Source organism: Bifidobacterium choerinum (assembly GCF_000741135.1).
Lineage (GTDB): Bacteria > Actinomycetota > Actinomycetes > Actinomycetales > Bifidobacteriaceae > Bifidobacterium > Bifidobacterium choerinum.
Map to the genome: position 1 here is coordinate 480164 of NZ_JGYU01000002.1, position 21716 is coordinate 501879.

The window sequence follows — 21716 nt, forward strand, 5'->3', positions numbered from 1 at the left end:
TTCCGGGCATGCCCGCGCCGGGTCCTGCCCCGCTCACTGCGCGAACAGGTCGTGCGTCGCGTTCTGCTCGGCGTCCTCGGCGACGATGTCGACGCGCGCCGGGCTCAGCAGGAACACGCGCGGCGTGACACGCTCGATCGATCCGGACACGCCGAAGACGACGCCCGACGAGAAGTCGACGATGCGGTAGGCGACGGCCTCGGAGACGCCGGTGAGGTTGAGCACGACCGGCACGCCGTCGCGCAGCGCGCGGCCGACGAGCTGCGCGTCCTCGTACGAATGCGGATGGATCGTCGTGATGCGGCTGACGCGCCCCTGGAACGGGACGGCCGGCTTGCGCGCGGCGGCCGGCTGCGCGGTCGCGGCCGGCATCGGCGTCACCGAACGGTCGGAGTCGAAGGACGAGGCCGGTTCGTCCTCCTCCTCGTCGAATTCGGCGTCATCGTCCTCGGCGACGTCGCTCATGCCGAGATACGACATCGTCTGCTTGAGAAAGCCGGGCATTGGTGTTTCCTTTCTGGCTCTCGCGGTTCATTCAGCGCAGGAAATCCGGGATGTCGAGATCGCCCGAATCGTTCTGCGAGTACTGGTCCGGCGTGGTGCTCGGATCGAAGATCGGCGTGGCCGGCGTGTCCGGCACGACCGGCGTGACCGGCTGCTCCGGCTCGACCTTCGTCTGGAAGATCGGAGTCGCGTTCGGTGCCGGAGACGTCATGATCCGCGGCAGGCCGCCCGCGTGCTCGGCCGGCTTGGCCGGCTCCGCGTGCTGCGGCGAGGGGAGGTTGATGTCCGGCGCGGCGTAGACGTCCGATGCGGCGGCGCCCTGCGCGGCCTTGCCGGTGCTCTCGTGCTTCGAGTCGAAGCCGGCGGCGATGACGGTGACGCGGATCTCGTCGCCGTAGGCGTCGTCGAGCGCCAGACCCCAGATGATCTGCGCCTCCGGATGCGCGGAGCGGCGCACGAGCTCGGTCGCGGCGTAGGCCTCCTGCAGCTTGAGGTCGGTCGACGCGGCGATGTTGATGAGCACGCCGTTCGCGCCGTCGATGCTCTCCTCGAGCAGCGGCGAGCTGATCGCGATCTCGGCGGCCTGCGTCGCGCGGTCGTCGCCCCGCGCCGAGCCGATGCCGAACATCGCGGTGCCCGAGTCGCGCAGGATCGACGTCACGTCGGAGAAGTCGACGTGGATGTACGAGTTCATCGTGATCAGGTCGGTGATGCCCTGCACGCCGGCGAGCAGCGCCGTGTCGGCGGTCTTGAACGCGTCGACGATGCCGATCGAACGGTCGGCGAGCTCGAGCAGGCGGTCGTTCGGGATGACGATGAGGGCATCGACCTCCTTGCGCAGGTTGTCGATGCCGAGCGCGGCCGACGCGGCGCGCTGCGGACCCTCGAAAGAGAACGGACGGGTGACGACCGCGATCGTCAGCGCGCCCTGCTGGCGCGCGGCGCGCGCGACGAGCGGGCTCGCGCCGGTGCCGGTGCCGCCGCCCTCGCCTGCGGTGACGAAGACCATGTCGGCGCCCTTGACGGCCTCCTCGATGTCGGACTGGTGGTCCTGCGCCGCCTTCGCGCCCTTCTCGGGATCGGCGCCGGCGCCCAGGCCGCGGCTCGAGGCGTCGGAGAGCGAGATCTTGACGTCGGCGTCCGAACGCATCAGGTCCTTCGCGTCGGTGTTGATCGCGACGAACTCGACGTTCTGCAGGCCTTCGGCGATCATGCGGTTGACGGCGTTGCCGCCGGCTCCACCCACGCCGACGACTTTGATGTTGGTTTTGTCGTTGAAATTGTCATTCTGGGCAATCTCGCTCACGATGTTCTCCTGTCACTTACGATACTGGTCTCTACTGTATCGCAAACCGCTCGATATTCCGCGCCCGACAAGTCGCCATGTGAAACGCTTCATGGAATACCACGCGATTGCTCTCGTTTTTTCCTTATTGCATTGCCGCCGGCCGTTTTTGCGACGGACCGGCGACTAATATCCGGCATCCATCGGGTCGTCGCCGAACAGACGCTCGCGCTCCTCACGCGTCGTATGCCGGGAATCCAACCATCCGTAGGGAAGATGCACCTTTTTCGCAAAGCGAACACGGCCTCGTGGCTTGTCGACGACGCGCGCCGGGATCCGCGCATCCGGGTCGAGCGTCGCGACGAGGCGGCGCACGTCGTCGAGCCCCTCGCATTCCATGAACGCGCGGCGCATCCTCCCTCCGACCGGGAATCCCTTGAGATACCAGGCCACGTGCTTGCGCAGGTCGTGCACGGCCATGCGTTCGTCGCCGTCGTAGAAGCGCGTGAGCAGTTCGGCGTGGCGCACGATGATCGCACCGACCTCGCCGAGCGTCGGGTCGGCGCGTTCGTCGCTGCCGGCGAAGGCGTGGCGGATGTCGGCGAAGATCCACGGGCGGCCCTGGCAGCCGCGTCCGATCGCGACGCCGGCGCAGCCGGTCTCGTTGACCATGCGCACGGCATCGTCGGCGCCCCAGATGTCGCCGTTGCCGAAGACCGGGATGCCGAGTTCGGCGACGAGTTCGCCGATCCGTGACCAGTCGGAGTGGCCGCCGTAGTACTCGGCGGTCGTGCGCGCATGCAGCGTGACGGCCGCGCAGCCCTCCTCCTGCGCGATGTGCCCCGCCTCGTGGAAGGTCACATGCTCGTCGTCGATGCCGACGCGGAACTTCGCGGTGACCGGGATGCCGGCCGGCTCGCACACATGCACGACGCGGCGGACGATGTCGGCGAACAGGTCAGTCTTCCACGGCAGCGCGGAGCCGCCGCCGCGGCGCGTGACCTTCGGCACCGGGCATCCGAAGTTGAGGTCGACATGGTCGGCCATGTGCTCGTCGACGACGATGCGCGCCGCCTGCTCGACGATCGACGGGTTGACGCCATACAGCTGCAGCGAGCGCGGCCCCTCCTGCGGCGCGAAGCGGCACAGCCGCAGCGCCTTCGGGTTGCGCGCCACGAGCGCGCGCGCCGTGATCATCTCGGCGACGTACAGGCCGTCGGGGCCATATTCCTCGCACAGGACGCGGAACGGCCAGTTCGTCACGCCGGCCATCGGCGAAAGCATGACGGGCGTCGGCACGTCGATCGGCCCGAGCCGCAGCGGATCGAGGGCGTGCTCGAGCCGTACGGGCGCAGGGTCGACGCTCGGGTCGAGCTCCGGCACATCGGCCTCGAAGGCCGTCAGCGGTGGTTCCTGTGAAGCGGTCATGGTTCCTTGCTCGGACATCGGCGGATGGATAAACGGATGGCAGCGGACACGATAGGGCATCGCGCTGAAAGATTCCTGACAAAATGCCTGCCGGACCCCGGGGTCCGGCAGGCATCGGTCGCGGCGCAGGCCTTCAGACGGCGGTCAGGCCACGCTCGGCGTACTGAGTTCAGCCCTCCCGGGCAGCACTCAGTACAGGCCTCCGGGCTGCGCTATCAGTACAGGCCTCCGGCCTGGGCGATGTGGACGCTGTCGGGCCACGCCTCGCCGCCCATCTCGACCGGCTTCATCGGCACGCGCGTGCGCTTGTCGTTGATGCGCGCGGCCACGTAGTCGGCGACCTGCGTCAGTGCGACGCGCTCCTGGCGCATCGAGTCGCGCTCGCGGATCGTCACGGCCTGATCGTCGAGCGTGTCGAAGTCGACGGTGATGCACAGCGGCGTGCCGATCTCGTCCTGACGGCGGTAGCGGCGTCCGATCGCGCCGGACTCGTCGTAGTCGATCATCCAGTCGTTGAGACGCAGATCGGAGGCGAGGTCCTGCGCGATCTTCTGCAGATCGGGCTTCTTGCTCAGCGGCAGCACGGCGGCCTTCATCGGCGCGAGGCGCGGGTCGAGGCGCAGCACGGTGCGCTTGTCGACGCCGCCCTTCGTGTTCGGCGCCTCGTCGACGTCGTAGGCGTCGACAAGGAAGGCCATCAGCGAGCGTGACAGGCCGGCCGCCGGCTCGATGACGTACGGGATGTACTTCTCGCCGGTCGCCTGGTTGAAGTAGCTCAGGTCCTCGCCGGAATGCTCGGAATGCGCGCCGAGGTCGAAGTCGGTGCGGTTCGCGATGCCCTCGAGCTCGCCCCAGTCGGAGCCCTGGAAGCCGAAGCGGTACTCGATGTCGACGGTGCGCTTCGAATAGTGCGCGAGCTTCTCCTTCGGATGCTCGTAGTGGCGCAGGTTCTCCGGCTTGACGCCGAGGTCGAGGTACCACTGCGTGCGCGCGTCGATCCAGTACTGCTGCCACGCCTCGTCGGTGCCCGGCTCGACGAAGAACTCCATCTCCATCTGCTCGAACTCGCGCGTGCGGAAGATGAAGTTGCCCGGCGTGATCTCGTTGCGGAAGCTCTTGCCGGTGTTCGCGATGCCGAACGGCGGCTTCGAACGCGAGCTCGTCATGACGTTCTTGAAGTCGACGAAGATGCCCTGCGCCGTCTCCGGACGCAGGTAGTGCAGCGAGTTGTCGTCCTCGACCGGTCCCAGATGCGTGCGCAGCATCATGTTGAAGTCGCGCGGCTCGGTCCAGTTGCCGCGGGTGCCGCAGTCGGGGCACACGATGTCCTTGAGGCCGTTCGGCGGCATCTGGTCGTCGTGCTTCTCGGCGTAGGACTCCTCGAGCTTGTCGGCGCGGTGGCGCTTGTGGCAGGTGAGGCATTCGATGAGCGGGTCGTTGAAGACCGAGACGTGACCGGAGGCGACCCAGACGGCCGACGGCAGGATGATCGACGTGTCGACGCCGACGACGTCGGGGCGCGTGACGACCATCGCGCGCCACCATTCGCGCTTGATGTTGTCCTTGAGCGCCACGCCGAGCGGACCGTAGTCCCATGCGGAGCGCGTGCCGCCGTAGATTTCGCCTGCCGGGAATACGAAGCCGCGACGCTTGGCGAGGGAGACGACTTCATCAAGTTTGGAATTAGCCACAATGCACCTTCTGGTTTGAACGGTTTGGGGACTTACGTCAACGTCCGCATCCTACCGTCATATCGTGACACGCCGCGGCCGGCGCGGCACTGTCCCAAGCCGCCGATACGTTCGTGATGTGCAGGGGAACTTCCGCATGGGAACGTGCGGGAAGTTGAGAGAGGCCACGCGCCTGACCCTTTGAACCTGTTTGGGTAACGCCATCGTAGGGAGTCAACATATGTCCAAGGCAACGACAGCCGACCATCACGATCTCGCAGCCGACGACGCGCTGCGCATGTCGATCCGCCGGGCCGTGCTCGACGTGCGCGCACGCACGCCGCTCGCGCAGTCCTTCACGAACTTCGTCACGATCAACCTTGTCGCGAACGCGCAGCTCGCCGCAGGCGGCACCGCCGCGATGAGCTACCTGCCCGACGACGTCATCGACATCGCCGCGATGTGCGGCGCCACCTACATCAACGTCGGCACGCTGCTGCCGTTCTACAAGGACGCGCTCGGCGAGATCACGGCCTCGCTGCACGAGGCCGGCCACCGCTGGGTGCTCGACCCGGTCGCCGCCGGACTCGGCGCGACGCGCACGGCGATCCTCAAGGCGATGCGCGACACGCCGCCGTCGCTCGTGCGCGCGAACGCGTCCGAGGTCATCGCGCTCGACGCGCTGTGGGGGCTGTCCGACGGCTCCGACGTGACCGACGGCCCGGCCGGCGTCGAGTCGACCGACGACGTCGACACCGCGCTCGGCGCCGCGAAGCGCGTCGCGAAACATCTGCGCGCGGGCGACCCCGACGGCCTCGGCGCCGTCGCCGTCTCCGGCGAGACCGACCTCGTCACCGACGGCGAACGGGTGTTCCGTCTGCCCGGCGGCGACATGATGATGACGAAGATCACCGGCGCCGGCTGCGCGCTCGGCGGCGTGGCCGCCACCTATCTGTGCGTCGCGGAGCCGCTCGTCGCGGCGCTCGCCGCATCCCTGCTGTTCGACCGCGCCGGGGAGCGCGCGGCGGCCGAGTCCCACGGACCCGGCTCGTTCCAGACCGAGTTCCTCGACGCCCTATGGGCAATCGACGCCGACACCGTGTCGACGTCCACGATTCTGGAGGCGAATCGATGACCGCTGCATTCCCGTATCCATCCATGCGCAGGTCCTTCGACCTGCGGTTCTACTTCGTCATCGGCCCCGACGACTGCAAGGGGCGCACGCTCCTCGACGTCGTCTCGAAGGCGCTCGACGGCGGCGCGAGCTTCGTCCAGCTGCGCGCGAAGCACGCCGATGTCGCCGACATCGTCTCGATGGCCGCCGACATCGCCGAGGAGATCCGCGGCCACCATCTCGACGACCGCGTCGCCTTCGTCATCGACGACCGCGTCGACGCCGCGATCGAGGCGCGCCACCGCGGCATCAAGGTCGACGGCGTCCACATCGGCCAGGACGACCTCTCCCCCGAGGAGGCGCGGCGCCTGCTCGGCAACGACGCGATCGTCGGCCTGTCGGCGAACACGCCCGAGCAGGTCGAGGCCGCGAACGCGCTGCCGGCCGGTACGATCGACTACATCGGCGCCGGCCCGCTGCACGCGACGGCGACGAAGCCCGAGGCGGGCGTCGCCGGCAAGGCCAAGACGCTCGACGCCGAGCAGATCAACGCGCTGTGCGACAAGAGCCTCTACCCGCTCGTCGTCGGCGGCGGCGTGCACGTCGACGACGTGCCGATGCTCGCCGACACCTACGCCGACGGCTGGTTCGTCGTCTCGGCGATCGCCGCGGCCGACGACCCCGAGGTCGCCACGCAACGGCTCGTCGACGCGTGGACGGCCGTGCGCGGCGACGCGCGCCACGGCTACGAGGAGACGGTCGGCACGCCGGTGAAGCTGCCGGCAGTGCTGTCGATCGCGACGACCGACTCCTCCGGCGGCGCGGGCATCGCCGCCGACCTCAAGACGATGCTCGCCAACGACGTCTACGGCGAATGCGTCATTGCCGGCATCACCGCGCAGAACACGACCGGAGTGCAGGCGATCGCGTCGGTCGACGCGGCGCTCATCGGAGCGCAGATCGACTCGGTCTTCGACGACATCCGCCCGACGGCCGTCAAGATCGGCGTCGTCGTCGGCCGCGAGGCGATCGAGACGGTCGCCGCGAAGCTGCGCGCGCACGGCGCGAAACATGTCGTCGTCGACCCGGTCATGGTCGCGACGAGCGGCTCGTCGCTCGCCGACGACGAATCGGTCGTCACGATGACGCGCGAGCTGTTCCCGCTCGCCGAGGTCATCACGCCGAACATCCCGGAGACGTCCACGCTCGTCGGCGAGGCGATCGACGGCCGCGACGCGATGGAGCGCGCCGCGCGCACGCTCGCCGAACGCTACGGCTGCGCGGCGCTCGTCAAGGGCGGCCACGGCACGAACGACGCGAGCGACGTGCTCGTCTGGCCCGGCGGCGACGTGCGCTGGTTCGAGGGCGAGCGCATCGCGAACACGAACACGCACGGCACCGGCTGCACGTTGTCGTCGGCGATCGCCTCGCGGCTCGCACTCGGCGACACGCTCGGCGACGCCGTCGCGAACGCGAAGGCGTATCTGGGCGGCGCGCTGCGCGCACAGCTCGACCTCGGCGCGGCGCCGGCCCGATGGACCACGGCTGGGCGCGCCACTGAGCGCATATCCCCGACCATCACCAACGCGAAAGGAACCGCCATGCCACAGACGCCGGACCGCAACGCCGTCCGCCAGCAGGTGCCGACCGACAAGGACGGCAAGCCGATCATCAACACCGTCGCCGCCGTCGCGATCGCGCCGAGCGGCGTCGGCGCCGAGCTGAGCGAGTACGTCTCGCAGGCCGTCGCCGTCATCCGCGACTCGGGGCTGCCGAACGAGACGAACGCGATGTTCACGAACATCGAGGGCGATCTCGACGACGTGCTGCGCGTCGTGCGCGACGCGACGATGAAGCTCGCCGAGCAGGGCTACCGCACCGGCGTGAGCCTCAAGCTCGACATCCGCCCCGGATTCAGCGGGCAGATGGCCGAGAAGCCGGCGCTCGTCGACGAGATCATCGCGGCCGGCCAGAACGACTGAGCGCGCGGATACGCCGCGCAGCCGCAGCGGACGCGGTGAAGCCCCGGGGATGACGGTCCGTCATCCCCGGGGCTTCACATATCGTCGCCGGCCGGATCAGTCGAGGCCGATCGACGCGAGCGTGTGCATCGTCAGATCGTTGAGATGCGCCGCGCCGGATTCGCTGACGAGTCCGATCGCGCGCGGCCCCTCGGACGGGAACGAGTACGAGCTCATCGCGTGCTTGCCGCCGTTGACGTAGACCTCGACGCAGCCGCGGTCGACGAAGACGCGCAGGTCGAGCGTGCCGGAGGCGAGCTCGCCTTCGGACAGCGGCGCGACGCGGTAGCCGCGGTCGCCGTTGGCGACGTTCTGGCGGTCGATGATGACGCCGCCGATCTGCGCATCGTAGACGACCGCCGTGTAGTGGCCGTCGCCGGTCATGTGCACGTGCAGCCCGGCGCGTTCGGCGTCGGTGCGCGCGAGGTCGATGCTCATCTCGATCTCGACGGCGCCGCCGTCGTCCTCGACGACCGTCGCGCATTCGTTGACGCCCAGGTCGAGCGGGCCGAGGCCGATCGTGCCGGCGCGCAGGCCGCGCATCTCGGCGACCGGCGCGGTGACGAGGTCGCCGTCGGCGTCCATCGTGATCTCGCGCGGCAGCGTGAGGTTGCCGCACCAGCCGTCCTCCTCCATCGGGATCGGCGCGACGAAGGGGCTCATCCAGCCGACCATGATCTGCCGTCCGTCGGCGTGGAAGGACTGCGGCGCATAGAAGTTGTGCCCCTCGTCCCACAGGCGGAACTCCGTCTCGGGCTCGAAGGCCTCCCCCGGGCGCCAGGCGCCGATCATGTAGCCGGCGTTGTTGACGTTGCGGTTCATGAAGCCGGACGGCTTCGCGCCCATCGCCGAGAAGCCGATGACCCACTTCTCGTCGCCTGCGGCGTCGCGGATCGGGAAGAAGTCGGGGCATTCGAGCATGAAGACATCCGGGTCCGGATGCTCGAACAGCACGCGCTCGAAGCTCCAGTGCGTCATGTCGTCGGAGGTGTACAGCCACATCTGGCCGCGGTGCTCCTTCGACGAGACGCCGAAGGTCATGTACCATGTGTCGCCGGTCTTCCACACCTTCGGGTCGCGGAAGTGGTGGTCGATCTCGTCGGTCGGGCAGTCGATGATCATGCCCTGCTTCGTGAACGTCGTCATGTCGTCGTCGTCCGGCCTCGCGAGCATCTGCACCTGCCAGTCGCCGCCGGTGTTGTCCTTGCCGTTGGCCCAGCGGTGGCCGGTGTAGTATATCCACGGCCTGCCGTCGTCGCCGATGACGGCCGAGCCGGAGAAGACGCCGTGGCGTTCCTGCTCGAGGCTCGGCGCGAAGGCGATCGGCTCGCGGCGCCAGTGCAGCATGTCCGGTGACGAGACGTGGCCCCAGTGCATCGGACCCCACTGCGTGCCGTAGGGGTGCAGCTGGTAGAACACGTGCCAGCGGCCGTCGTAGCGGCACAGGCCGTTCGGATCGTTGATCCAGCCGCCGTTCGAGGCGATGTGGAACTTCGGGTACCAGCGGTCGTTGCGCGTCGCGGCGAGCGCGGCGACGCCGGCTTCGGCGAGCCTGAGCTGCTCGGCGTGGTCGGCGATCGGCGTGAGCTGCGGATCGGCGGACGTCGCGGCGGATGGCGTGAAGGTTGCGTTGGTCATGATGGGTCTTTCTCTCGTGCGTTCACTCGGAACGCGCTATCGGAAACTATCGGGAACGGGTCTGGCCGGGAGGTCACATGTCCTCGGAGTCGGCGGACAGCACGGCCTCGTCGGCCGCGAGCGACGGCGTCTTCTTCGAGTCGCGGATGAACGGGTCGCCGTCGACCTGCTCGTCGTCGCGCTTGATGACGAAGAACCCGTAGATCGTCGCCGCCAGCACGATGCCGGAGATCGACAGGAACGTCGCGCGGTCGCCCATGCGGTCGTGCAGCATGCCGAGCGGCGTCGAGAAGACGACCTGGCCGATCTGCGAGGCGATCTGGAAGCCGACCATGTACAGCGTCGCCGAGAGCTTCGGGTTGAAGTGGAGCGTGAAGTAGCGGAAGGCCGGCAGGCAGAACAGCGGCACTTCGATCGCGTGGAACATCTTGACGATCGAGACCGCGACCGGGTCGTGGAAGACGCCGCACAGGCCGATGCGCAGGAACATGACGGTCGAGCCGAGCAGCAGCGCGTTGCGCACGCCGATCTTGCGCATGATGATCGGCACGACGCCCATCATCGCCGATTCGCAGAACACCTGCACCGAGTTGAGCGTGCCGTAGACGGCGTTGCCGGTCGCCTCGCTCGGGAACAGCGACGCGTAGTAGGTCGGGAACATCTGCTGGTCGAAGACCGTGTAGAACGTGTTCGTCAGCAGCATGAAGACGATGAGCACCCACAGCGCCGGCATCTTCAGGACGTGCGCCATCTCCTTGAGCGTCGGGTTCGACGGCGCGGCGTTCGGGTCGGCGGCCTCCTTGAGCGCCTCGCGCTGCTCGGCCGGGTACCACGTCAGGTACACGATGAGCATGCCGACGCCGAAGGCGGAGCCGATCCAGAAGTTGATCATCGGGTTGACGTTGAACACGAAGCCGGCGACGAGCGCGACGATCGCGTAGCCGAAGGAGCCCCAGGCGCGCGACTGGCCGTATTCGAAGCCGAAGCGGCGGCTGTAGCGTTCGGCCACGGCCTCGATGAGCGAGCAGCCCGCCATGAATCCGGCCGACAGCACGATCGAGCCGATGAACGCGGCCGCCATCATGTTCGTCTTCATCAGCGGCGCGTAGATGAACTGCACGAAGGGGCCGACGAGCGCGGCGATGACCGAGATGACGATGACGAGCCGGCGCTTCAATCCGAGGTTGTCCTGGATGAGCCCGTAGCAGAACATGAGCACGAGCGTGGCGAGCGAGTTGATCGAGTAGATCGTGCCGACCTCGGCGCCGTTGAGTCCCATCGAGTTGAGCCAGCGCTGGAAGAACGACCACCAGATGCCCCACGAGCAGAAGAACAGGAAGATGCCCGTCGAGCTTTGCAGATAGGAGGGGTTCCTCCACACCTTCGCGGTTGTTGATGTTGCCATGATGAACCTCGTTGTCAGGGCTTGGGAAAGCCGTATGCATGACGCCCGGGCCCGCCCGTGCGGCGGCCCCGGGCGGCCCGCTTCCGCGGATCCGCCGTATGGGCATCACTCCCGTCGGCTGTGTCGTTCGTGATGTCCGGATGGCTTCATCATAGTTCGTCAATCGATTGACGTCAAACGATTGACGAACGTCGACACAACGACGTCGAAGCATTGAAGCACATAACGTCAATCGTTTGACGGATTTTGGGGGCATCGTCGATGGCGCGGACGGGCGTCGTCACGGCGTGTCGCGCCGAGCGGCGGACGTCGGGCACCGGCGCGCCGCCCAGCGCGCGCCGCGCACCGACGCCTTCTCGATGAGCGTGCAGTGCACCTTCGCCGGAGCCGGCGTGTCGAGCAGCGGCATGACGGCCGTCGTGCGCGGCCATGTCGATTCGTTGATCGCCCGCCCCTCGATCCACGCGACGAGGCGGTTCGCGGCCCAGTATCCCATCTCGTAGTGCGGCAGCTCGATCGTCGTCAGCTGCGGCTCGAGCGTCTCGGCGAAGACTCGGTGGTTGTCGACGCCGACGACCGAGACGTCGTCGCCGATCGCCAGTCCCCTGCGCGCGGCGGCCTCGTAGACGTACCAGGCGCGTGCGTCGTTGAAGCAGAAGAAGCCGTCGGGCCGTTCGGCGTCGAACAGCTCCTCGACGGCGCGCAACGCGGGGCCGTTGTTGAGCACGTCGCGGCGCAGCCGTTCGTCGACGTCGATCCCGTGGTCGACAAGCGCCTGCCGGTATCCTTCGAGACGCCCGGTCTGCGCGATCATCGGCTCGGCGCAGCCGACGTAGGCGATGCGCCGGCAGCCGGCGTCGATGAGCCGCGTCGTCGCGTCGTAGCCGATGCGGAACTCGTCCGGCTCGATCGACGGGAAGCGGTGCGCGGCGTCGGTCGCGTCGACGAGCACGAGCGGCAAGCGCGTCAGTGACCGCGGCACGTCGACGACGCGGTTCGACATCGCCGAATAGAGGAAGCCGTCGACGCCGTAGCGGCGCAGCGCGTCGACCTCGCCGTCGATCGCCTGCGCGTCGTCGCCGCTGACGGTGAGCAGCACGTAGCCGAGCGCGCTGAGCGCGTCCTGCGCGCCCTGGATCATGCCGCCCGCGTACGGCGTCGTCGCGACCTCGACGCTGATGAAGCCGACGATGTGCGTGCGGCTCGTGCGCAGCGAGCGCGCGAGCGCGTTCGGCTGGTAGCCCATCGCGTCGGCCGCCTCGCGCACGCGCCGCGCGACCTGCGGCTTGACGCGGCCGCCGTCCCTGCCGTTGAGCACGAGCGAGACCGTGGAGACCGAGACCCCGACGCGCTGTGCGATCTGCTTCATCGTCGTCATATCTCCACGATAATTGCCGCGCGGATAATCGCCACGCCCGTCGTCGCCGCCGTCGCCTGCGGGCGCCGCCGAACGCGCCGATGCCCACACCGTGGACTACACTGACGTATCCGTTACGATACGTTGCGTCCGCCGCCAGCCGGCGGGCGATTACCTTTTCTGGTCGTGCGGCGGTGGACTCCTCACCTTGCCACAGCAAGCCGGCGGCCTTCCAGCGCGCACGGCGCGCAGAAAGCAAGGTGCCCATGGCCTTCCCAGATCGTCGACATGAACCCGTCCGCCACGAATCCCCGACGCTGCGCGCGCTGCGCCGGCACTGGCCGACGGCGGCCGTCGTCGTCGCGATCCTCGCGATCTGGCAGATCTGGGTCGACGCCGCCCATCCCCCGGTCACGGCGATCGCCTCGCCGAGCCGGATCGTCGTCGCGGCGGCGCAGGCGTGGCCGACGCTGTGGCCGGCGACGCTCGTCACCTTCGCCGAGGGCGTGTGCGGCTTCCTGATCGCCTGCATCATCGGCGTGCTGCTCGGCGTCGGCATCCACTGCTCGCGCACGGCGTACGCGGCGCTGTTCCCGCTGCTCGCGGCCGCGCAGACATTGCCGCTCATCTCGATCGCGCCGCTGTTCCTCATCTGGTTCGGCTTCGAGCCGGTCGGCAAGGTCGTCATCGTCGCCGTGTTCGCGCTCTTCCCGATCGTCGTGCAGACGATGCGCGGCCTCGAGGCGGTGCCCGCCTTCTACGACGACGTCGCGACGACCTGCGGCGCGTCGCGCGCATGGACGCTGTTTCACGTCGACCTGCGCGTCGCGGCGCGCCAGATCTTCGGCGGCGTGCGCGTCGCCGCCGCCTACGTCTTCGCGACGGCGGCGACCGCCGAGTACCTCGGCGCGCGCCGCGGCCTCGGCATCTGGCTGCAGGCCGCCTACAACTCGTTCCAGACGCCGCTGATCTTCGCGGCGACCTTCGTCATCATCGTCATGACGGCGCTGCTGCTGCTCGCCGTGCACGCCGTCGAACGGCTGACGATCGGCGCACCCGGCGACGACGAGGACCCGGACGCGTAAGCAGCCGCGCTCCCCGGCGCCGCCATCGCCGGCCATTTCGACCTCCCCATCCTCATCCCCGTCATCCGTCGCCGATCCCCATCGCCGACCCGTCATCAGTTGTCAGGAGAGACTCATGACCTTCCGCCGATTCCTCACGCGCGCCGCCGCGGCAGCCGCCGCGCTGTGCTCCGTCCTCGCCTTCGCCGCATGCGGCGCCGACCGCCACGCCGGCGTCGATGGCCTGCGCCACGTCACGTTCATGCTGTCGTGGGCGCCCGACACGAACCACATCGGCGTCTACGTCGCCCGCAACAAGGGCTACTACCGGGACGCCGGCCTCGACGTCGACATCGTCGCCGTCGCGCAGTCCGGCGCCGAACAGGCCGTCAACAACGGCGTCGCCGACTTCGCGCTGTCGAACCTGACGAACGTCGGCGTCTACGCGACGAAGGGCGCGCAGCTCAAGCAGGTCATGCAGGTGCAGCAGAAAACGAGCGCGATCTGGTGCGCGCTCGCGTCGAACAAGGCGATCGAGCGTCCGCGCGACTTCGACGGCAGGACCTTCGCGACCTTCGGCTCGAGCGAATCGGACGCCGTCGTGCGCCGCATGATCGAGACCGACGGCGGCAAAGGCGATTTCGACAAGGTCACGGTCGGCACGTCGACCTTCGCGACGCTCGCGTCGGGACGCGCCGACTTCGGCGGCTTCTACGCCACCTGGGAGGGCGTGCAGGCGAAGATGAACGGTCCCGAGCTGCGCTGCTTCACCGAACCCGACTACGGCGTGCCCGGCAACGCCGACTCGATCGGCATCATCACGAGCGACCGTCTCGTCGACGACGACCCCGAACTCGTGCGCGCCTTCGTCCAGGCTACGCAGCGCGGCTACCGCTACGCCTACGAACACGGCGACGAAGCCGCCTCCATCCTCGTGCACGACGCGCCCGAGGCGAACCTCGACGAGGCCTTCGTCGCCGAATCGATGCGGACGATCGTCGACGGCCAGTACTGGGGCGACCGCAAGCAGATCGACGACGGCGACTTCGTCCTCGGCTCGATCGACTACGACGGCACGCAGCGCTACTTCGACTTCCTCGCCGAATCGGACGCCTACGCCGACGCGAACGGCCGCGTCGTGCACGAGGCGCCGCGCTCGCACGACCTCGCGACCGACGAGTTCCTCGCAGGCGGCGCGCGGACGCGGCACACAACACACAGTGAAATCCACACACAGTGAAATCACGCGCAGTGAAACCATTCGTGAAACAATGACCGTATGACCTCTTCATCGCATTTCGTCCTGAGCATGGACACCGGCGTCGACGACGCGCTCGCGCTCGCCTACCTGATCGCCTCCGGCGCGCATATCGTCGGCATCAGCGCGACCTATGGCAACGTATTGCAGCAGCAGGCGGCGCGCAACACGCGCGTCATGCTCGACGTGCTCGGCCACGCCGACGTGCCGGTCGCCGACGGCGCACGCCACCCGTCGTGGGCGCCGCTGTTCGTCGCCGACGCCGGCTGCGCGCGCTTCCACGGCCGCAACGGCCTGGCCGACCTGCGCATCGGCACGTCGGCGACGCCCAAGGAACGCCCCGGGCGTGTCATCGCCTCGTCCGCCGACGGCATCGTCACGTTGTCGACGGCGGACGTCAGGAACCACATCCGGCAGGGCCACGCGATCTCGGTCGGCGGCTACCCGGTCGGCGACCCGCACGCCGAACTGCCGACGATCCCCGAGTTCTTCGCACGCGCCGGCCTCGCGACGTCGGAGAAGCTCGGCTTCCCCGACGAGGACTGCGCGACGATGACCGACGGCGCGCGGCTCATCGTCGACGCCGCGCGACGCTACGGCCATGACCTGACGATCGTCGCGACCGGTCCGCTCACCGACGTCGACGTCGCGCTGCGCGCCGACCCGGCCACCGTGCGCCGCGCGCGCATCGTCTTCATGGGCGGCGCGCTTACGCAGGAGGGCAACTGCTACGACCTCGTCTGCGAGACGAACGTCCTGCAGGATCCCGAAGCGGCCGACCGCGTGCTGCGCGCGCACGCCGACACGACGATGGTCGGCCTCGACGTCACACACCGCTGCCTGCTCGGCCCGGCTGACGTAGCCCGGTGGCTCTCCGTCGTCGGCGAAGGCAACGGCAATGACGGCGACGATGCCGCCAACGGCGACGCGGGCAGGGCGGGCATGCGCAGCCAGCGCCACGTCGCGTTCCTGCTCGCGAGCCTCGCGAACTTCTCGATCCGCGCGAACCGCGCGAGCGACCCGATCTTCGCCGCCGGCATGCCGCTGCACGATCCGCTCGCCGCGGCCGTCGCGCTCGACCCGACGCTCGTGACGACCTTCGCCCTGCCGATGATCGTCGAGACGCGCACCGGCGACGGCGTCGGCGTGCGCGGCCGCACAATCGGAGACCCGCGCGCCGCGCTCGATGACGCGACGGATACGCATGTCGCGCTCGGCGTCGACGGCGCCGGATTCGTGCGCCGCTTCACCGACACGATCGCCGGCTTCCTCGCCTCGCTCGGCTAACGGGCCGCGATGGCGGCTGCGCTCACGCCTGCTTGACGCCGCCGAATCGGCGATCGCGGTGGATGTAGCGGTCGATCGAGCCCCACAGCACCTCGCGGCCGCAGTCGGGGAACAGCTCGGGCACGAAGTCGAGTTCGGCGTAGGCGGCCTCCCATGGCAGGAAGTTGCTCGTGCGCTGCTCGCCGGAGGTGCGGATGACGAGGTCGCAGTCCGGGATGTCCGGGTTGTACAGATGCTCGGCGACCATCTTCTCGGTGACACGATCGCCCTTGATGCGTCCCTCGCGCACCTCGCGCGCGATCGCCGCGGCGGCGTCGGCGATCTCGGCGCGGCCGCCGTAGTTGATGCAGAAGACGACGTCGATGACCTTGTTGTGCTTCGTGCGCTCCATCGCCGATTCGAGTTCGTCGATGACCGACTTCCACAGCTTCGGGCGGCGTCCCGACCAGCGCACGCGCACGCCCCATTCGTCCATCTGCGCGACGCGGCGGCGGATGATGTCGCGCGAGAAGCCCATCAGGAAGCGCACCTCCTGTGGCGAGCGCTTCCAGTTCTCGGTCGAGAACGTGTACAGGCTCAGATAACGCACGCCGGCCTCGATCGCGCCGGCGATCGTGTCGAAGACGACCGGCTCGGCGGCCTGATGGCCTTCGGTGCGGATCAGGCCGCGCTGCTGCGCCCACCTTCCGTTGCCGTCCATGATGACGCCCACATGGCGCGGCACCTTGTTCTTCGGGAAGTCCGGCACGATCGTCGGATCGGAGAAGGGCGCAGCCGGGACGTTGAGGGATGTGTAGTCGACGCAGTCAAAAGCCATACGTTCAATCTAGCAAGCGCATCGAACGAATCGGCCGTTCGAGATAGTACTGTGCCCATTCCTCGACGGCACGCGAGGTGCATGGGTCGAGCCGCGTGCCGTCGAGCGCCTTCCAGTCGCCGTCGGCGAGCGCGCGAAGCTGGCGCAGCGTGAACGGGTCGACCGGTTTCGCCTCGGGCGTATGGTCGGCCTGGCACATGACGCCGCCGGCGGCCGCCGACAGATGCGTGAGCCGGTCGGTGCGTCCGCACACGACGCACGAGTCGAGCCGCTGTCGCCAGCCGGCGAGCGCGAGCGCGCGCAGCACATAGGATTCGGCGGTCATCTGCGCGTCGTGGCGGCCCTGCGCGAGCGCGTTGAGCGCGCCGACGAGCAGCCGGTACTGCGCCGGCGCCGGCTCGTGCTCGCTCGTGACGAGGTCGTTGAGCGTCTCGACGATGACGTTCGCGGCGCGGTACGCCTCGTAGTCGGCGCCGATCGGGGCGGCGTAGGCGGCGATCGACTCGGCCTGGCTGATCGTGTCGAAGGTGCGCCCCTCGCCCAGCAGCAGATCGACGCGCATGAACGGTTCGACGCGGCCGCCGAAGCGCGACTTCGTGCGGCGCACGCCCTTCGCGACGGCGCGCACCTTGCCATGGCCGCGCGTGAACAGCGTGATGATGCGGTCGGCCTCGCCGAGCTTCGTCGTCCTGAGCACGACGCCTTCGTCACGGTACAGCGCCACGCGCCGCTCCTTTCTCACATCGTCACATCGGAAAGCACAACAAACGAAAGCACGACGGACATCGTACGGCCGTGCCGGCGCCGCATCGGCGTCCGGATCAGAACAGGAACAGGCCCCAGAACGAGAAGCTCAGCAGGATGAGCAGCATCGTGAAGGCGACGGTCCAGAACAGGACGCGCCCGAGCCTCGTCGTCGCGACGACCGGCTGCGCGCCGCTCGTGATCTGTCTGAGCGCGCCGCGGCGCATCGGCCACTGCAGCACGCCGCGTACCGACAGCGATTCGATGATGCCGGCGAAGACGCGCGACCATGCCCACAGCAGCACGATGCACACGATCTGGATGAACGGCCAGCTCCAGTACATCATGCCGCTGTTGTCGGGCGGCGCGCTGCCCCACGCCATGTGCACGACGGCGAGGACGACCTCGGCGAAGCCGCCGAGGAACACGAACAGCGCGACGAGCGTCACGATCGTGAGCATGAGCAGCGCGCCGCCGAAGCGTTCGCGGAAGCCGAGCGCGGGGCCGAGCCCCTTGCTGCGGTTGCGGATGTGCATGACGAGCGCGACGAGCGCGAGCACGAGCGAGACGAGCATCATGACGGCCATCAGCGCGAGCACGATCGTGCCGTAGATGGTCATGACGCGGTGGCCGTGCAGGCCGCGCGGCACCGGGATCGACTGGTAGAGCGGCGTGCCGGCGATATGCTCGCTCGTCTGTTTCAGGCCGCGCGACGTGCCGACGGCCCACGAGACCATGTCGTCGACGTAGTCGTCGGCGAACGGTGTGCCGCTCATCGACTCGTCGCCCAGGCGCAGCACATGGTTCGCGATCGGATAGCTGCGCAGCGAGACGTCCCAGTTGCCGGCGCGGTGCGCGAGCGCGAGGATCTCCTTGAATCCCTGCACCTGCGCCGTCATGACGTCCTTCGAGCCGTAGGCGACCATCGTCGGCACCGAGTATGCCTTCGGCGTCGACGTGTGGATGTCGATGTTGTCCAGATGGAACATCGCCAGGTCGAAGGAGAACACGCGCCGCACGATCGACTGGTAGCCGTCGTTCGCGCCGGCGAGCGCGAAGTTCTGCACGGCGAGGAACGCGAGCGAGTGGCGCGGCGAGAACACCATCGGCGACAGCAGGATCTGGAATGCGATGCCCTCGTCGAGGTCGAGCAGGTACGACGAGATCCACGTCGCCTCGCTCGTCGCGTAGATGCCGACCTTGTGCTCGTCGACGGCGTCCATGCCGCGCAGAATGTCGATGACCTGATCGTAGATGACGGCGGAGCCCTGATAGTCGCGGTTGAGGTCGGTCGTCGACCACACCGGCTTGTCGAGGACGGCGGTGACGAAGCCGGCGGACGCCATGCTCGTGGCGATGTCGCCGAAGGAGTTGTCGCAGGTGCCGTAGCCGGCGCCGTGCATGAACACCATGCCGGGCAGTCCCTTCGACGGCGCGCCCTCGGGCATGCGTATCAGGACGCGGATCTTCTGGATCTCGCCGTTCGACGGCCGTTTCGCGTCGATCGTCAGGTACTGCTTGCGCACCTTGTAGGTGCCGTTGCCGGGCAGCCGCTCCTTCGTGTCGAAGGTGACGGCCGTGTCCGGCGTGAGCGTCGCGAAGCTCATCGCGCGCGGCTCGTCCTCGACCGGGATCCTCGTGTTCGTCGAGACGGTCACAAGGATGCCGAGCAGGATGATGAAGATCGGCAGCGTGACCATGAGCCGCTTCGTGCGGCTGAACCCGGTGGGGCGCTGCTCCTGGGTCTCGTCGCCGTGCCGTCCGCTGTCCGTCACGTCACCGTCCTTTCCGCTCACTCGTCCTCGCCGTGTCCCTCGCCGACGACCGGGATGACGACGGGGCCCGTCGCCGACGCCGTGTCGACGCCGTCGGCCTGCATCTGCTCGGCGATGGCGTTCGCGTGCTTGAGCAGCGTCTCGACGATGCGGTCCTCGGGGACCGTCTCGACGACCTTGCCCTTGATGAAGATCTGTCCCTTGCCGTTGCCGGAGGCGACGCCGAGGTCGGCCTCGCGCGCCTCGCCGGGGCCGTTGACGATGCAGCCCATGACGGCGACGCGGATCGGCGCCGTGACGTCCTTGAGCCCCTCGGTGACGGCGTTCGCGAGCTGGATGACGTCGACCTGCGCGCGTCCGCAGCTCGGGCAGCTGATGATGTCGAACTTGCGTGCGCGCAGTCCGAGGTATTCGAGGATCTTGCAGCCGACCTTGACCTCCTCGACCGGAGGCGCGGACAGCGAGACGCGGATCGTGTCGCCGATGCCTTCGGCGAGCAATGCGCCGAAGGCGAGGCATGACTTGATTGTGCCCTGCCAGGCCGGTCCGGCCTCGGTGACGCCCAGATGCAGCGGCCAGTCGCCCTGCTGCGCGAGCAGACGGTAGGTCTCGACCATCGTGACCGGGTCGTGGTGCTTGACCGAGATCTTGAAGTCGTGGAAGCCGACGTCCTCGAACATGCGCGCCTCCTTGAGCGCGGAGGCGACGAGCGCCTCCGGCGTCGGGCCGCCGTAGCGTTCGTAGAGCGCCTTGTCGAGCGAGCCGGCGTTGACGCCGATGCGCAGCGAGATGCCGGCGTCGGTCGCGGCACGGCAGATTGCCGGGCCGACCTCGTCGAACTTGCGGATGTTGCCGGGGTTGACTCGCACGGCCGCGCAGCCGGCGTCGATCGCCTCGAACACGTAGTTGCTCTGGAAATGGATGTCGGCGATGACCGGGATCGGCGACTTCGCGACGATCTTCGGCAGCGCGTCGGCGTCCTCCTGCGTCGGCACGGCGACGCGCACGATGTCGCAGCCGGCGGCCGTCAGTTCGGCGATCTGCTGCAGCGTCGCGCCGACGTCGGCGGTCCTCGTGTTCGTCATCGACTGCACCGAGATCGGCGCGCCGCCGCCGACCGGGACCGGCCCGACCATGATGCGGCGCGACTTGCGCCTCGGGTGCAGCGGGCTTTCGCTGATCGCCTGTTCCCCGGTTTTGCGGAACGGTTTGTCCATCGTCAATCCATCCATTCGTTCGTTCAGACAACCATGATGCTGGCTATGCCGCCTGCGGGCGGCGAATCCATCACAGGATACACCAGCGCGTCAACGCCGCGCCCATGTCCGCACCCGCGGACGCGGGCCGCACATGGACGCGACGGCCCTCAGCGCGCGGCGATGATCGCGTCGGCGCGTGCGCGCGCCTCGTGCTCGCAGGCGAGCATGTCGTCGACCGATGTGAAGCGCGGCGCGCCGCGCAGTTCGCCGTCCATCGCGTCAAGCACCCGCCCGACGGTGTCGACGATGCCCAGATACGGCAATCGGCGGTCGAGGAACGCATGCACGGCCTGCTCGTTCGCCGCGTTGAGCACGGCCGTGTGCTTCTCCGAGGCGTTCAGGCAGCGGCGCGCGAGGTCGACGGCCGGGAAGGCCTCGTCGTCAAGCGGCTCGAAGGTCCAGCTGGCGGCCGTGCTCCAGTCGCAGGCCGCGGCGACGTCGTCGAGACGGTCGGGCGCGGACAGGCCGAGCGCGATCGGCAGCCGCATGTCGGGCGGCGAGGCCTGGCAGATCGTCGCGCCGTCGCGGAACTCGACCATCGAATGGACGATCGACTGCGGATGGACGGTGACGGCGATGCGTTCGGGAGGGATGTCGAACAGGCGGCTCGCCTCGATGACCTCGAGTCCCTTGTTCATCAGCGTCGACGAGTTGATCGTGACGACCGGACCCATATGCCAGGTGGGATGGTTGAGCGCCTGCTCGGGCGTGATGTCCCGCATCCGTTCGCGCGTCCGGCCACGGAACGGGCCGCCCGACGCGGTCACGACGAGGCGGGAGACCTCGGCGTGCGTGCCGGAGCGCAGCGACTGCCAGATCGCCGAATGCTCGGAGTCGACCGGATTGATCTGGTCGGGGCGCGTCTGCGCGTCGAAGAGCAGATGGCCGCCGGCGACGACCGACTCCTTGTTCGCGAGCGCGAGCTGCGAGCCGGCCCTGAGCGCGGCGATCGACGGCGTCAGGCCGATCGATCCGGTGATGCCGTTGAGCACGACGTCGGCGCCGCTTGCGGCGATCGCGTCGACCTCGTCGTGCCCGGCACGCACATGCACGCCGCGCGCGCCGCGCGCGTCAAGCGCCTCGCGCAGCG

The 21716-nt window shown here is 68.5% G+C and carries 17 protein-coding genes and 1 pseudogene; 6 read left to right on the plus strand and 12 right to left on the minus strand.

The features are described 5' to 3' along the window. Nucleotides 1–33: 33 nt before the first annotated feature. The 4 genes from BCHO_RS02955 to BCHO_RS02970 all read right to left on the minus strand — a co-directional run bounded on the left by BCHO_RS02955 (nucleotide 34) and on the right by BCHO_RS02970 (nucleotide 4908). Entirely contained in the window at nucleotides 34–504 is a 471-nt protein-coding gene (locus BCHO_RS02955; protein WP_024540662.1) for a cell division protein SepF, read from the minus strand. Between the two features lie 31 nt (nucleotides 505–535). After that, nucleotides 536–1810, minus strand: coding sequence for a cell division protein FtsZ (gene ftsZ, locus BCHO_RS02960; RefSeq protein ID WP_024540663.1), 1275 nt, complete (start codon nucleotides 1808–1810; stop codon nucleotides 536–538). A gap of 165 nt (nucleotides 1811–1975) precedes the next feature. Continuing rightward, nucleotides 1976–3217: a tRNA dihydrouridine synthase DusB gene (gene dusB, locus BCHO_RS02965; protein WP_081707919.1), complete on the minus strand. Its 1242-nt coding sequence runs from the start codon at nucleotides 3215–3217 to the stop codon at nucleotides 1976–1978. Nucleotides 3218–3432: 215 nt separating this feature from the next. Next, nucleotides 3433–4908 (minus strand): glycine--tRNA ligase, encoded by a 1476-nt coding sequence (locus tag BCHO_RS02970; RefSeq protein WP_024540665.1) that lies wholly within the window; start codon nucleotides 4906–4908, stop codon nucleotides 3433–3435. A gap of 220 nt (nucleotides 4909–5128) precedes the next feature. Here BCHO_RS02970 and thiM point away from each other — a divergent pair, with 220 nt between their 5' ends. From thiM to BCHO_RS02985, 3 genes and pseudogenes are all read left to right on the plus strand, one after another. Beyond that, entirely contained in the window at nucleotides 5129–6022 is an 894-nt protein-coding gene (thiM, locus tag BCHO_RS02975) for a hydroxyethylthiazole kinase (protein WP_024540666.1), read from the plus strand. Nucleotides 6023–6045: 23 nt separating this feature from the next. Beyond that, a pseudogene (thiD, locus tag BCHO_RS02980) lies at nucleotides 6046–7464 on the plus strand (bifunctional hydroxymethylpyrimidine kinase/phosphomethylpyrimidine kinase); the annotation flags it as partial. Between the two features lie 138 nt (nucleotides 7465–7602). Next, complete coding sequence (locus BCHO_RS02985; protein ID WP_024540668.1) at nucleotides 7603–7983, plus strand: thiamine-binding protein; 381 nt, start codon at nucleotides 7603–7605, stop codon at nucleotides 7981–7983. Nucleotides 7984–8079: 96 nt separating this feature from the next. On the opposite strand, the gene BCHO_RS02990 is transcribed toward BCHO_RS02985, so the two are convergent. The 3 genes from BCHO_RS02990 to BCHO_RS03000 all read right to left on the minus strand — a co-directional run bounded on the left by BCHO_RS02990 (nucleotide 8080) and on the right by BCHO_RS03000 (nucleotide 12443). Beyond that, nucleotides 8080–9660 carry a glycoside hydrolase family 32 protein gene (locus BCHO_RS02990; RefSeq protein ID WP_024540669.1) on the minus strand — a complete coding sequence of 527 codons (1581 nt, stop codon included), beginning with the start codon at nucleotides 9658–9660 and terminating at the stop codon, nucleotides 8080–8082. 73 nt (nucleotides 9661–9733) lie between these two features. Beyond that, on the minus strand, nucleotides 9734–11065 hold the full coding sequence (locus tag BCHO_RS02995) for an MFS transporter (RefSeq protein WP_029675376.1): 1332 nt from the start codon (nucleotides 11063–11065) through the stop codon (nucleotides 9734–9736). A gap of 280 nt (nucleotides 11066–11345) precedes the next feature. Next, on the minus strand, nucleotides 11346–12443 hold the full coding sequence (locus tag BCHO_RS03000) for a LacI family DNA-binding transcriptional regulator (RefSeq protein WP_024540671.1): 1098 nt from the start codon (nucleotides 12441–12443) through the stop codon (nucleotides 11346–11348). A 245-nt stretch (nucleotides 12444–12688) separates the two neighbouring features. Between BCHO_RS03000 and BCHO_RS03005 the strand changes: the two genes are divergently transcribed. The 3 genes from BCHO_RS03005 (at nucleotide 12689) to BCHO_RS03015 (ending at nucleotide 16031) form a co-directional block, all read left to right on the plus strand. Continuing rightward, complete coding sequence (locus BCHO_RS03005; RefSeq protein ID WP_024540672.1) at nucleotides 12689–13507, plus strand: ABC transporter permease; 819 nt, start codon at nucleotides 12689–12691, stop codon at nucleotides 13505–13507. A 115-nt stretch (nucleotides 13508–13622) separates the two neighbouring features. Continuing rightward, entirely contained in the window at nucleotides 13623–14726 is a 1104-nt protein-coding gene (locus BCHO_RS03010; protein ID WP_024540673.1) for an ABC transporter substrate-binding protein, read from the plus strand. A 39-nt stretch (nucleotides 14727–14765) separates the two neighbouring features. Further along, entirely contained in the window at nucleotides 14766–16031 is a 1266-nt protein-coding gene (locus BCHO_RS03015) for a nucleoside hydrolase (RefSeq protein ID WP_024540674.1), read from the plus strand. Between the two features lie 22 nt (nucleotides 16032–16053). Here BCHO_RS03015 and BCHO_RS03020 read toward each other — a convergent pair whose 3' ends face one another. The 5 genes from BCHO_RS03020 to BCHO_RS03040 form a co-directional block, all read right to left on the minus strand. Beyond that, nucleotides 16054–16848: an isoprenyl transferase gene (locus tag BCHO_RS03020; RefSeq protein WP_024540675.1), complete on the minus strand. Its 795-nt coding sequence runs from the start codon at nucleotides 16846–16848 to the stop codon at nucleotides 16054–16056. Nucleotides 16849–16852: 4 nt separating this feature from the next. Further along, a complete protein-coding gene (gene recO, locus BCHO_RS03025; protein ID WP_024540676.1) occupies nucleotides 16853–17572 on the minus strand; it encodes a DNA repair protein RecO in 720 nt (239 codons plus the stop codon). A 97-nt stretch (nucleotides 17573–17669) separates the two neighbouring features. Beyond that, on the minus strand, nucleotides 17670–19292 hold the full coding sequence (locus BCHO_RS03030) for an alpha/beta hydrolase family protein (protein WP_024540677.1): 1623 nt from the start codon (nucleotides 19290–19292) through the stop codon (nucleotides 17670–17672). A gap of 92 nt (nucleotides 19293–19384) precedes the next feature. Beyond that, the gene (gene ispG, locus BCHO_RS03035) at nucleotides 19385–20584 is read right to left on the minus strand and encodes a flavodoxin-dependent (E)-4-hydroxy-3-methylbut-2-enyl-diphosphate synthase (protein WP_024540678.1); all 1200 of its coding nucleotides are present in this window, start codon (nucleotides 20582–20584) and stop codon (nucleotides 19385–19387) included. A gap of 149 nt (nucleotides 20585–20733) precedes the next feature. Continuing rightward, a partial coding sequence (locus tag BCHO_RS03040) for a 1-deoxy-D-xylulose-5-phosphate reductoisomerase (RefSeq protein ID WP_034256147.1) occupies nucleotides 20734–21716 on the minus strand: 983 nt, incomplete at its 5' end.